This window comes from Burkholderia sp. lig30 (assembly GCF_000687455.2).
Lineage (GTDB): Bacteria > Pseudomonadota > Gammaproteobacteria > Burkholderiales > Burkholderiaceae > Burkholderia.
Genome location: NZ_JGVW01000050.1, coordinates 1 through 10830, shown reverse-complemented (window position 1 = coordinate 10830; position 10830 = coordinate 1). Strand labels below are relative to the sequence as shown.

Below are 10830 nucleotides of genomic sequence, written 5' to 3'. Positions count from 1 at the left end.
ACGCGCACGTCGTGTCGCCGCCGGGGAAAAACAGCGGCGACACGACGTGCGCGTCGGTGGCCATCACCATGCGCTCGCCCGCCGCGAGGGCCGGCAGCGCGAACGCGGCCTGGTCGTTGCCCTGGCGCAGCCATTCGTTGTCGAACGCGGCGACGAACAGCTCGCGGATCAGCTGCGCGGACGCGCGCCCGCCGGCGCCGTGGCCCATGTCGACCCGGCCGTCGCGGAAATTGAGGGGCCGCACATAGGCGGGCTTCACTTGGGATCGGGGCGATGTGCTCATGCGGGTACCAGCGGGATGTCCTTGAAACGGCCGTACGAATAATGCGCGGCGCACGCGCCTTCGCTCGACACCATGCACGAGCCCATCGGATTCTCGGGCGTGCAGACGGTGCCGAACAGCGTGCAGTCGCGCGGCGCCTTGAGGCCGCGCAGGATCGCGCCGCATTCGCATTTCTTGTGGTCGGGCACCGGCCGGTAGACGAGCCCGTAGCGCGCCTCGGCGTCGTGGCGCGCGTACTTCGGACGAATCCGCAGCGCGCTGGCCGGGACTTCGCCGAGCCCGCGCCATTCGAACGATTCGCGCACCTCGAACACGTCCTGCATCAGCGCCTGCGCGGCCGCGTTGCCGGTGCGCGTGACGGCGCGCGAGAACTCGTTCTCGACCTCGGCGCGGCCGTCGTTGACCTGCCGGACCAGCATCAGGATCGCCTGCATCACGTCGAGCGGCTCGAAGCCGGCGATCACGACCGGCTTGCGGTAGTCGCGCGCGAACCCCTCGTACGGCGCCGAGCCGATCACGATGCTGACGTGCGCCGGGCCGACGAAGCCGTCGAGCGGCACGGCGTCGGTGGTGGCCGCGAGCAGGTGCGTGATCGCGGCCGGCGTCAGCACGTGCGAGCACAGCACGCTGAAGTTGTCGACGCCCGCCGCCGCCGCGTCGCGCAGGATCAGCGCGGTGGGCGGCGTGGTGGTCTCGAAGCCGATCGCGAAGAACACCACTTCGCGGCCGGGGTTCTGGCGCGCGATCTTCAGTGCGTCGAGCGGCGAATACACCATCCGGATGTCGGCGCCGTGCGCCTTCGCGCGCAGCAGCGACATCCCGCCGGACGCCGGCACGCGCATCGTGTCGCCATAGGTGCAGACGATCACGCCGCGCTCCAGCGCGAGCTGCACGGCCAGGTCGATGCGGCCGATCGGCAGCACGCAGACCGGGCAGCCCGGCCCGTGGATCATGCGCACGTTGGCGGGCAGCAGGTCGGTCACGCCGTAACGGGAAATCGCGTGCGTGTGGCCGCCGCAGAATTCCATGAACTGATAGTGGGCGTCGGCGGACGCCTCCGCCGCGATGCGCGCGGCGATCCGCTCGGCCAGCGCGCGATCGCGGAATTCGTCGATGTACTTCATCCGTTGCTCCGAGAAACCCCGCCATTCATGGCGGGGAGGAAAGGAGTGCTGTTGACAGACAGCTTTCTCCACGAGTTAGGATCACCGGTATGATCCTTGTCTACCGCTACCGGGTGAAGTCGCTCAACGGCTTGCTGAACAAGCAAAGCCGTGCGGTGAACTACGTCTGGAACTTCTGCAACGACACGCAGAAGCACGCGCTCAAGTGGCACAAGAAGTGGCCGAGCGGCTTTGATCTGAACGTGCTGACGACCGGCAGCAGCAAGGAGCTCGGCATCCATTCCGGCACGGTCAACGCAACGTGCGAGCAATACGCGAAGTCGCGCAGCCAGCACCGCCGCCCGTACCTGCGCTATCGCGGCAGGAAATCGCTGGGCTGGGTGCCGCTGAAGGGCCGCGACCTGAAGCGCGAGGGCAACGCGTTTCGCTTTGCCGGCAACACCTTCCGGGTGTTCAGCAGCCGGCCGCTTCCCGAAGGCAAGATCAAGGACGGCACCAACTTCGCGCAGGACGCGCGCGGCCACTGGTTCCTCAATATCGTGATCGAGATGCCCGATGTTCCAGCGCGCCCGATTCGTTCCGGTGTCGGCATCGATCTCGGCCTGAAAGACTTCGCCACACTTTCGACCGGAGAAAAGCTGCCGTATGACCGGTACGGTCGGCGCGCAGCCGACAAGCTGGCGAAGGCGCAGCGGGCGCGCAAGCACAAGCGGCATATTGCGAAGCTGCACGCGCAGGTAGCGAATGCCCGCGCGGATTTCCAGCACAAGCTCGCACTCGATCTGGTGCGGCGCTTCGATTACATCGCGGTCGGCAACGTGTCGGCTGCCAGACTCGCCAGAACCAGGATGGCGAAGAGCGTCTACGACGCATCCTGGTCGTCCTTCCGGGACAAGCTCCGTTACAAGGCGATGGCGCACGGAGTCACGTTCGAGGAAGTGGACGAAAGCAGTTCGACCCAGTCCTGTTCGGCGTGCGGTTCGAAAGACAGCACGACGCGGCCGAAAGGTATCGCAGGACTGCGAATAAGGGAATGGACCTGCAGTGACTGTGGTGTCGTACATGATCGTGATACCAATGCTGCGCTGAACATTCTCCGATGCGGACGTGCATCGTCAGGTGTGGGAATCCGCCGCCTTTAGGCGGCGGAGGACGTCAAGGTGTCGTTCCTGGTTGCGACGATCCGTCGTCGAGCGTTTGCGCGAGCTCGCCGAACATCGCCAGCGTGCGCTCGGCCTCGTCCGGATCGACCTTGCCGAGCGCGTAGCCGACGTGGACGATCACGTAGTCGCCCGGGCAGGCGTCCGGCACGAGCGCGAGCGAGATGGTCTTGCGGACGCCGCCGAGATCGACGACGCCCATGTCGTCGTCGCGCCGTTCGACGAGACGGGTGGGAAGGGCTAGGCACATGTCGATGCTCCTTGCGACGCGGTGGGCAATGCGCCCGGTTTCAATGCATGAGCGGCGACCCACGCCTGGCCGAGCGCGAGGCCGGCGTCGCCGCACGGCACCGCCGACGGCATGCAGGTCCGCACGCCGTGCGCGGCCAGCGTGGCGTTCAGGCGCGCGGTCAGCAGGCGGTTCGCGAAGCACCCGCCGCCGAGCAGCACCGCGCGGCCGGCCGCGACGGACGCGGCCCATGCCGCGAGCGCGTCGGCGAGCGCGACGTGGAAGACCGCGGCGCCGCCGGCGGCGTCGCCCGCGTCGGCCATCTCCAGCACGCGCGCGAGCAGCGGGCGCAGGTCGAGCTCGCCGTCGTCCGCGATGCGCCAGAGTCCCGACGTATCGGGTTCGGGGTGCGCGTGCAGGTATGCGGTCGCCTGCCGTTCGAGGGCGATTGCGGCCTCCGCTTCGGTCTGCTGGTGGCGGCAGATGCCGAGCAGCCCGGCGGCCGCGTCGAACCAGCGGCCCGCGCCGGTGCTCGGCGGGCAGTTGAGGCCGCGCGCCAGCATCGTGCCGACGGTGCGGACCGCCTGCGCGCCGATGTCGTCGGCGAGCCGCGCGTCGATCTCGTTCGCGCGCCCGAGCGCATGCAGCGCAGCCGCGGCCATGCGCCACGGCTGCCGCGCGGCGATGTCGCCGCCCGGCAGCGCGAGCGGCGTCAGGTGCCCGAGGCGTCGCCAGCCTTGCGGCGACACGTCGAGCAGCTCGCCGCCCCATGCTGCGCCGTCGGTGCCGAGGCCGACGCCGTCGAGCGCCAGCCCGACGACCTGCTCCGCGAGCCCGTGCTCGGCCGCGACCGCGCCGATGTGCGCATGATGGTGCTGCACGGCGACCGCCGGCACGCCGAGCCGCTCCGCCCATTCGACGGCGAGCCGCGAACTGTAGAAATCGGGGTGCAGGTCGTGGGCGATCGCGCGCACCGGCTGGCCCGCGCGCGCGGCTGCGTCGACGAGCGCGGCGACCGACGCGTCGAGCGCCGCGCAGTGGCGCGGGTCGTCGAGATCGCCGTGAAGCGGCGACCAGTGGACGTCGCCGTCGATGCAGACGCACGCGGCGTTCTTGAGCCACGCGCCGGTCGCGAGCACCGTGCCGGCGCCCCATGCGCGGGGCAGCCGCTGGACACGCTCCGTCATGCGGCGTCTCCGTCGCGCTGCCGCAATGCGCGCAGCGACGCGAGCTCGGCCTCTAGCGCGGAGATCCGCTCGGCCAGCGGGTCGTGCGCGGCGCCGCCTTGCAGAATCCAGTCGAGCCATGCGTCGACGCCCTCGCCGGTCGTGGCCGACAGCCGGATCACCTGCAGCGACGGATTGACCCGGCGCGCATACGCGATGCAGCGCTCGACGTCGAACTGCACGTACGGCAGCAGGTCGATCTTGTTGATGATCATCAGCCGCGCGGCCGAAAACATGTCCGGGTACTTGAGCGGCTTGTCCTCGCCTTCCGTCACCGACAGGATCGCGACCTTCGCGTCCTCGCCGAGATCCCACATCGCCGGGCAGACCAGGTTGCCGACGTTCTCGATGAACAGCACGCTGTGCGGGCGTTGCGGCGCGCCGGCATGAGCGGGGGCGTGGGCATGCGTATGCGAGTGGTCGTGCGAGTGCACATGGCCGTGCTCGTGCCCATGCTCATGATCGTGGCTATGCGAGTGGGCATGCGAGTGGGCATGCGAGTGGGCATGCGAGTGAGAATCGCCGTGCTCGTGCTCGTGGTTATGGTCATGCGAGTGCGAGTGCCCAGGCGAATCGCCATGCGCATGGTCGTGCAGCGGCAGCCGCCCATAGGCCGCCGCAACCATCGCCGCATCGAGGTGGCACCCCTTTCCGGTGTTCACCTGGATCGCCGGCGCGCCCGCCGCGCGGATGCGCTCGGCGTCGTTCGCGGTCTGCTGGTCGCCTTCGATCACGCCGACCGGCAGGTCGGGCGCGCGTTCGCGCAGCGCGGCGATCGTCGCGCACAGCAGCGTCGTCTTGCCCGAGCCGGGGCTCGACACGAGATTGAGTGCACGCACGCCGTGCGCCGCGAAATGCTGCCGGTTGTGGCCGGCATGGCGGTTGTTCTCGCCGAGCACGTCCTGCTCCAGCCGGACCGTGCGGCCCTGGTCGATGCCGTGCACCGTCACGCCCGCCGGCCCGAGGCCGTAGTGGAGGTCGCCGTTCGACGCATCCGCGTGGACATGGGCGTCAGGCGCCGCGTGCCCGTGTTGATGATCGTGCCGATCGCCGGGGTTGTCGCACCCGCATACCACGCACATGTTGTTCTCCTTCAGCGAATCAATGGGTTTCAGGCATCGTCGACGAGCATGTCGACGATGCGCAGCTCCGTGCCGCCGTTCGGCTGGAGCCAGTAGCTGCCGCAGCGGCCGCACGGGTCTCCGCGTGCCGCCAGCGACACGTCGCAATGACAGTTCATGCACCACGCGCGGCCGGGCGGCTCCGCGATCTCGATGCGCGCGCCGGCGAGGCAGGTGCCGGGCGTCATCGCCTCGAGCGCGAAGCGCAGCGCGTCGACTTCGACGCCGGCCAGGCGCCCCACTTCGAGCCGCAGCACGTTGACGCGGGCGAACCGTTCCCGCTCTGCGGCCGCTTCGACCGCGGCCAGCACGCCGCCGGCCAGACTTACTTCATGCATGTCGATGAAATCTCGTTCAAATCGTCGTCGCGCCCGCCCGCTGCCGGCTGCGCCGAGTCGACAGCATAGGCGATGCACGGGTCGAACGCGCCCATCAGCGCGCCGACCCGGGCCGCGAGCGCCGCAGGCGACGCGTCGAGCCGCGACAGCGCATGCGCGAGCGCGCCGTCCGGATGAAAGTTCCACTCGGTCGGCGCGACCACGCGGTAGTCCTCGATGCGCGCGTCGTCGCCGGGCGCGACACGCACCCAGTGCATCAGCACGCCGCGCGCCATTTCGCACCACGCGAACGCCTCGCCCGGCTGCAGCGTCAGCGCGCCCGCGCGCAGGGCCGGCGCGGGCCCTGGCGCGTTTCCGGCCGCGAGGCGCGCAACCTCGGCCACGCGGGCGCCGAGCCGCAGCCACGCGGTGTCGTACGCGTGCGCGCACGGATCGTTGCTGCGCGTCCAGACCCCGGTTTCCGCGGGTGCGCCGTCCTGCAGTGGCGCATGCGCGAAGCCGGGGTCGGACGCGATCGCGTCCGCCAGGCGGTGCAATGCCGCATCGTCGACGCGCAATGCGCGCGGCGTGCCGCACAGGTCGTCGGCGACCGCCCGGCATTGCCGCAGCAACAGCGCCGGAAACGTGGCTGCGCGCGCGCTCCACGCCGCAAGGCAGCCGCGCGGGTCGCTTTCCCAACGCGCGAGCCATTCGCCGGCCGGCGCATCGAGCACGTGGCGCTCGACCCATTCGCGCGTCCCGGCGGCCGCTGCGTCGGGCAGCGCGCGGGGCGCGTCGCCGGCGAGGCGGGCCGGCCAGTCGAGCCAGATGCGCCGCAGATGCTCGGTGATCGTTTCGCCCGCGAGCATCGCCGTGCGTGCGCCTTCGTCGCGCGGCACGGCGGCCGGCGCGCCGGCCGCGGTCACGGCAAGTTCCGCGCACACCGCATGGGCGCGCGCGCAGAGCGCGAACAGCGCCGACAGGCGTGGCGCGGCGGCGTGCGCCGGCTGGCCGCGCAGCAGCGGCGCGGCCAGTTGAGGCCGGCCCCCGGCGATGCTCGCCCGGCGGCCGGGCCGCACGACGTACCGGCCGCTCAACGCGGCCATGCCGGGCGCGCCCGCGCCGGGATGCGCGGCAGCGGTCATGCGCCCTCCCCGTGCGCGGCGGTGTTGCGCAGCATGAACGCGCGCCGGCTCATCCGCGGCGCGTCGACCTTGACCGACCGCAGTTGCGCGAGCGCCGCGTGCGCGGTCGCCACGGCGCTCGCGTGGTCGGCAAACTCGAACATCGGCGAGAACAGCGAACAGCACGCATACGCGCCGACGCCCGGCGCGTGCGCGCCGATCCACTCCAGTTCGACCGCGCCGACATGGCGCGTCGCCTGACAGCCGGGCGCCGGGAACGTGTCGTCGGCTGTCCCGACGGGCGGCAGCCAGACGAGATTCATGAACCAGGGCGCGATCAGGATGCCGAGGCGGTCGCCGCTTGTGTCCGCCTCGCCGGGAAACGGCCCGAAGTCTATCGCGTCCACCCGCAGACCGCGATGGACGACGGGCATGTCGCGCATCGCGGTCGCCGCGACCGTCTCGAAGTGCGCGACGAGCGCGCCGACGCGCGCGTCGGGCGCCGATGCGCGGGCGGCATCGGGCGTCGGGCCATGCGTCGTCAACGCTCGTCCCCCACGACCATGAACTGCTCGGCGTCGCCGTCGCACGACGGGCAGCGCCAGTGCTCGGGCAACGCCGAGAACGGCGTGCCGGGCGGGATCTGCCATATCGGGTCGCCGAGCTGCGGATCGTAGATCCACCAGCAGATCTTGCACTCGAGCCGCGTCTGCGGGCCGATCCTGCTGCGGTCGCCGAGGTAGCTGCCTTCGAAGAACGTCGGTCTGCCGTCCACGGTCACGCCCCTTCGACCCAGTCGATCAGCTGCTCGAGGCGCTCGCGGGAATCCGCGAGATCCTCGGGCGCGGCGCGCACCACTTCGGGCAACTCCGTGATCTCGATCGTGTTGAGGATCAGCGTGTCCTGCGAATTGAAGTACACGACGCGCCAGCAATGGACGATGCCGGTGCTGCCGATCCGGCAGTTGCCGTAGCCGCGCGACAGCACCTGCACCGGGCCGGCGCCGAGCACCGCGTCGATCCAGTCGGTGTCCTCGGGCGAAAGCGGCAGCAGCGTCAGGTTGATCACGTGCGGCGCATCGCCGGCGCGCCAGCGCGCGACCTGGTCCTGCACTTCGGTGAGGATCGCCGGGGCGTTCATCACACCGGCCGGGTGCGAGCCCGGAACCGGCAGGGTCTGCGCCGCGCGCGCGCTTGCCGCCTCGGCCAGCGCGGCGGGCGCCGCGCCGACCTCGATCCGGTTGCAGCGGTGCGCTGCGTCGTCGGCGATCACGCGCCAGACGCCCGCGAACACGGTCTCCTGGATCAGCACGCTGCCCGCGCCGGCACTGTCGATACGGGCGCTGACTTCGCCCTCGCCGAGCGCTTCGTTGAGCACGCGCAGCGTCGCGGGGTCGCATTGCGCAAGGTCGATCGCGGCAGGCTGCTCGCCGCGGCCGCAGGCGTCGAGCGCGGCCAGCACGGCGCGCAGGACCGCGCGCGCGGCGTCGAGCGACGCCGCGTCCGCGTGCGCCGGCATCGACGGCGTCGCGAACGTGTGCATGCCCTGCGGCATCGTCATGTAATCGAGCACGGCGTCGCCGTCGGGCTGGCTGCCCGGTCCGAACGGCACGACGGGAACGGGAAACGGTTTCATTTGCATGGTCGGCAGGCCTCGATCTCAGTGGCAGCCGGCCTGGCCGCCGGCAACGTTGACGGGAATGCCGATCGACGGCGCGCGCGTCGTCGGCAGCGCGAGCGCGTCGGCTACCCGCGTCACGTATTCGTCCCAATCCATCATGCCCGGCAGGACGGTCACGTAGCCGCTGTCGCGCAGCCACAGCAGCGCCGGCCAGCGCAGCGAGCCGAAGCGTCGCGCGATCGCATTCTCGCCCGCGCGCGTCGCGACCGCGAGCCGCAGCGTGCGGCCGAAGCGCGTCGCCGCGAGGCTCGCCAGCTCGGGCAGCACGGCCGCGACGTCGAGGGATTCGGGAAACCGCACCGGGTCGCCCAGGAGCAGCACCACGCACTCGCCGCCGTCGGCGAGCCATGCGTCGAGCGTCTGTTCGTCGACGAGCGCCGCGTGCGCGTGCTCGATCAGCCGCTGCACCACGGGCGGCAGATCGGCGCGCGCGTTCGTCGCGTCGTGGCCCAGGCCGCTTGTATCGGTCATTTCGATTCCTCAGGTAAAGCATGGCGGCCGGCGGCGGGCTGCGTGCCGCCGACCAGCCGGGTCAGTTCTTCGATGCCGAGCGCCGACGGCAGCGCGAACGCGGCGGTCGCGCCGGCTGCCGCCGGGTCGCCGGCGCAGGCCGACTCGATCAGCGCGAGGGTCGCGTCGATTTCCGCGGCGCGGGCCGCGTCGAGCCGCTCGCGGGCCGCGTCGAGAAACACCAGCAGCCAGTCGCCGGGCGCGCAGGGCCCGACCAGCGTGGTGTCGATGCGGCGGCGCTCGCCGCGCGACACGCACCACGCGTGCCGGTCGTGCGCGTCGACCACCTGCATCGGCAAGCCTATGCACATGACGGCGGCTCCTCGTGGCGCGCGCGCACCAGCACGCGCTCGTCGCCGATGCGGCACGCATCGTCCTCGCTCGGCCGCTCGCTCTCGTAGCGCCCGAGCGCGAGATGCGGCAGCGTGACCGCGTCGTCGGCGCTCAGCGCGGTCCGGCGCGCCACGGGCGCGCCGCCCCAGCTCGCCAGATACGCGATGCCGTGCTCCAGCGCCCGTTCGAGCGCCGCCTTCACGACCGGACGCAGGCTGCCGCCGTAGTCCTCGATCTCTTCCGGCTGGCAGCCGATCAGCACGACGCGGCGCGGATACTTGCCGGTCAGCTGCGCGAGCATCAGCACTTCCTGGAAGCCGGTCTGGTGCAGGCTCAGCTTGCGCACGCCGAGGAACTTCGGCACCTCGTCGTCCTCGACGACCTTCAGCTCGCCGGGCGCGAGGCCGTAGTCGACCGCATCGAAAATCAGCAGGCAGTCGGCCGCCTGGACGTACTGGATCAGGTAAAGCCCTTGCGTGCCGCCGTCCATCAGCATCACGTCGGGCGCGAACTCGTAGCGCTGCTGCAGCGCTTCGATGCAGCGCACGCCGAAGCCTTCGTCGGCCCACAGCACGTTGCCGATGCCGAGCGCGACGATCGCGGGCGCGTCGCCGTCCGGGCGGGCGCCGGGCGACACGCCGGCGCCGGGTTGAAACGGGGGAATCTGCATCGCGCGCTCAGTCCTTGAAGGTGCGGTAGCCGGAGATCATCGATCCGACGACGCTCTGGCGGCCCATGATGTCCTCGCGGATCGCCGCGTACACGTGCAGGATCACGAACATCAGGATCGCCCACATGCCGAGGTGATGCCACGTGTGGACGCCCTGCGACTGGCCGAGCAGCGGGCGGATCCAGCCGAACGCGCGCTGCTGCCACGAGCCGGCCTGCGCCCCTTCGCCATACAGCGCGAAGCCGGTCACGACCATGCCGAGCGACGTGAGCAGGAACACGAAGAACATCGCGAAGCGCGACAGCGGGTTGTGCCCGCTGTACTGGCGCGGGCGCGGGCCGAGGAGCATGTAGTAGCGCAGCATCGCGAACACGTCCAGCCAGTAGTCGCGCGTCAGCACCGGTACCCAGAACATCTCGCGCGCGTGGCTGTTGCCGATCAGCGCCCAGTACGCGCGTCCGGCGAGGCCGATCGCGAACAGGTACGCGGCCGCGAAGTGCGCGAACCGGATGTAGCCCATCAGGAAATGCGCGCTGGCCTCGCCCGGCTGCGTCGCGAGCGGCGAGCCGATCAGGTAGCCGGTGATGGACAGCACCACGATCGCCGCGGCGTTGATCCAGTGCCAGATGCGTACCGGCGCTTCGTACACGTAGATCGCCTTGGCGGCGGGAACGGTCTCGGGCGCGTTGCCGCGCCGGGATTGCGTTTGCATCGTCATCATTGTTCCTTGCCGCGCGGCCGGGCCGTTGCCGGCCGGCCGCGACGGCGTCGTCGGGTTAGCGCACCGTCACCGTGGACATCTCGGCGCCGTCTTCGCTCATGACGTGCGTCGAGCACGCCATGCACGGGTCGAACGAATGCAACGAACGCAGGATCTCGACCGGCTGCTCGGGGTTCGCCATCGGCGTGTTGATCAGGCTCGCCTCGAATGCGCCGATCTGGCCCTTCGCATCGCGCGGGCCGCCGTTCCAGGTACTCGGCACGACGCACTGGTAGTTCTCGATGCGACCGTCCTTGATCCGGATCCAGTGGCCGAGCGCGCCGCGCGGCGCG

General features: G+C 70.8%; 15 protein-coding genes and 1 pseudogene. 1 reads left to right on the top strand and 15 read right to left on the bottom strand.

What is annotated here, in order from left to right; all coding sequences use genetic code 11:
- Both LIG30_RS04515 and hypD read right to left on the bottom strand, forming a co-directional pair.
- Positions 1-283: pseudogene (locus LIG30_RS04515) on the bottom strand (hydrogenase expression/formation protein HypE); the annotation flags it as partial.
- Complete coding sequence (hypD, locus tag LIG30_RS04510) at positions 280-1407, bottom strand: hydrogenase formation protein HypD (RefSeq protein WP_038710011.1); 1128 nt, start codon at positions 1405-1407, stop codon at positions 280-282. The gene hypD and the pseudogene LIG30_RS04515, both read right to left, overlap by 4 nt.
- Positions 1408-1496: 89 nt before the next feature.
- Between hypD and LIG30_RS04505 the strand changes: the two genes are divergently transcribed.
- Positions 1497-2549, top strand: a complete 1053-nt coding sequence (locus LIG30_RS04505; RefSeq protein WP_038710009.1) for an RNA-guided endonuclease InsQ/TnpB family protein — start codon at positions 1497-1499, stop codon at positions 2547-2549.
- A 13-nt stretch (positions 2550-2562) separates the two neighbouring features.
- On the opposite strand, the gene LIG30_RS04500 is transcribed toward LIG30_RS04505, so the two are convergent.
- The 13 genes from LIG30_RS04500 to LIG30_RS04440 all read right to left on the bottom strand — a co-directional run.
- Positions 2563-2817, bottom strand: coding sequence for a HypC/HybG/HupF family hydrogenase formation chaperone (locus tag LIG30_RS04500; RefSeq protein ID WP_038710008.1), 255 nt, complete (start codon positions 2815-2817; stop codon positions 2563-2565).
- The gene (locus LIG30_RS04495) at positions 2808-3983 is read right to left on the bottom strand and encodes a Kae1-like domain-containing protein (RefSeq protein ID WP_051994863.1); all 1176 of its coding nucleotides are present in this window, start codon (positions 3981-3983) and stop codon (positions 2808-2810) included. Before LIG30_RS04495 ends, LIG30_RS04500 begins: the two co-directional genes overlap by 10 nt.
- Positions 3980-5104 carry a hydrogenase nickel incorporation protein HypB gene (gene hypB, locus LIG30_RS04490; RefSeq protein WP_038710006.1) on the bottom strand — a complete coding sequence of 375 codons (1125 nt, stop codon included), beginning with the start codon at positions 5102-5104 and terminating at the stop codon, positions 3980-3982. Before hypB ends, LIG30_RS04495 begins: the two co-directional genes overlap by 4 nt.
- 29 nt (positions 5105-5133) lie before the next feature.
- Positions 5134-5481 (bottom strand): hydrogenase maturation nickel metallochaperone HypA/HybF, encoded by a 348-nt coding sequence (locus LIG30_RS04485; RefSeq protein WP_038710004.1) that lies wholly within the window; start codon positions 5479-5481, stop codon positions 5134-5136.
- Complete coding sequence (locus LIG30_RS04480; RefSeq protein ID WP_051994862.1) at positions 5469-6605, bottom strand: nickel-dependent hydrogenase large subunit; 1137 nt, start codon at positions 6603-6605, stop codon at positions 5469-5471. The genes LIG30_RS04485 and LIG30_RS04480 overlap by 13 nt, the downstream gene beginning before the upstream one ends.
- Positions 6602-7129, bottom strand: coding sequence for a [NiFe]-hydrogenase assembly chaperone HybE (gene hybE, locus LIG30_RS04475; RefSeq protein ID WP_038710002.1), 528 nt, complete (start codon positions 7127-7129; stop codon positions 6602-6604). The genes LIG30_RS04480 and hybE overlap by 4 nt, the downstream gene beginning before the upstream one ends.
- Complete coding sequence (locus tag LIG30_RS04470) at positions 7126-7359, bottom strand: rubredoxin (RefSeq protein WP_038710001.1); 234 nt, start codon at positions 7357-7359, stop codon at positions 7126-7128. The genes hybE and LIG30_RS04470 overlap by 4 nt, the downstream gene beginning before the upstream one ends.
- A 2-nt stretch (positions 7360-7361) precedes the next feature.
- Positions 7362-8225 (bottom strand): hydrogenase expression/formation protein, encoded by an 864-nt coding sequence (locus tag LIG30_RS04465; protein ID WP_051994861.1) that lies wholly within the window; start codon positions 8223-8225, stop codon positions 7362-7364.
- 18 nt (positions 8226-8243) lie between these two features.
- Entirely contained in the window at positions 8244-8735 is a 492-nt protein-coding gene (locus LIG30_RS04460; protein WP_051994860.1) for a hydrogenase, read from the bottom strand.
- Positions 8732-9085 carry a HypC/HybG/HupF family hydrogenase formation chaperone gene (locus tag LIG30_RS04455; RefSeq protein WP_038709998.1) on the bottom strand — a complete coding sequence of 118 codons (354 nt, stop codon included), beginning with the start codon at positions 9083-9085 and terminating at the stop codon, positions 8732-8734. The genes LIG30_RS04460 and LIG30_RS04455 overlap by 4 nt, the downstream gene beginning before the upstream one ends.
- Positions 9076-9777, bottom strand: coding sequence for a HyaD/HybD family hydrogenase maturation endopeptidase (locus LIG30_RS04450; RefSeq protein ID WP_083493894.1), 702 nt, complete (start codon positions 9775-9777; stop codon positions 9076-9078). The genes LIG30_RS04455 and LIG30_RS04450 overlap by 10 nt, the downstream gene beginning before the upstream one ends.
- Before the next feature lie 7 nt (positions 9778-9784).
- Positions 9785-10495: a Ni/Fe-hydrogenase, b-type cytochrome subunit gene (gene cybH, locus LIG30_RS04445; protein WP_038710015.1), complete on the bottom strand. Its 711-nt coding sequence runs from the start codon at positions 10493-10495 to the stop codon at positions 9785-9787.
- A 58-nt stretch (positions 10496-10553) separates the two neighbouring features.
- A partial coding sequence (locus LIG30_RS04440) for a nickel-dependent hydrogenase large subunit (protein ID WP_038709996.1) occupies positions 10554-10830 on the bottom strand: 277 nt, incomplete at its 5' end.

What these genes read in the sequence shown, in the direction of transcription:
- LIG30_RS04480 (WP_051994862.1), bottom strand. Translation starts at nt 6,605, where the DNA reads ATGACCGCTGCCGCGCATCCCGGCGCGGGCGCGCCCGGCATGGCCGCG.
- hypD (WP_038710011.1), bottom strand. Translation starts at nt 1,407, where the DNA reads ATGAAGTACATCGACGAATTCCGCGATCGCGCGCTGGCCGAGCGGATC.
- LIG30_RS04500 (WP_038710008.1), bottom strand. Translation starts at nt 2,817, where the DNA reads ATGTGCCTAGCCCTTCCCACCCGTCTCGTCGAACGGCGCGACGACGAC.
- LIG30_RS04455 (WP_038709998.1), bottom strand. Translation starts at nt 9,085, where the DNA reads ATGTGCATAGGCTTGCCGATGCAGGTGGTCGACGCGCACGACCGGCAC.
- LIG30_RS04460 (WP_051994860.1), bottom strand. Translation starts at nt 8,735, where the DNA reads ATGACCGATACAAGCGGCCTGGGCCACGACGCGACGAACGCGCGCGCC.
- LIG30_RS04505 (WP_038710009.1), top strand. Translation starts at nt 1,497, where the DNA reads ATGATCCTTGTCTACCGCTACCGGGTGAAGTCGCTCAACGGCTTGCTG.
- LIG30_RS04485 (WP_038710004.1), bottom strand. Translation starts at nt 5,481, where the DNA reads ATGCATGAAGTAAGTCTGGCCGGCGGCGTGCTGGCCGCGGTCGAAGCG.
- hypB (WP_038710006.1), bottom strand. Translation starts at nt 5,104, where the DNA reads ATGTGCGTGGTATGCGGGTGCGACAACCCCGGCGATCGGCACGATCAT.
- LIG30_RS04450 (WP_083493894.1), bottom strand. Translation starts at nt 9,777, where the DNA reads ATGCAGATTCCCCCGTTTCAACCCGGCGCCGGCGTGTCGCCCGGCGCC.
- LIG30_RS04495 (WP_051994863.1), bottom strand. Translation starts at nt 3,983, where the DNA reads ATGACGGAGCGTGTCCAGCGGCTGCCCCGCGCATGGGGCGCCGGCACG.
- cybH (WP_038710015.1), bottom strand. Translation starts at nt 10,495, where the DNA reads ATGACGATGCAAACGCAATCCCGGCGCGGCAACGCGCCCGAGACCGTT.
- LIG30_RS04465 (WP_051994861.1), bottom strand. Translation starts at nt 8,225, where the DNA reads ATGCAAATGAAACCGTTTCCCGTTCCCGTCGTGCCGTTCGGACCGGGC.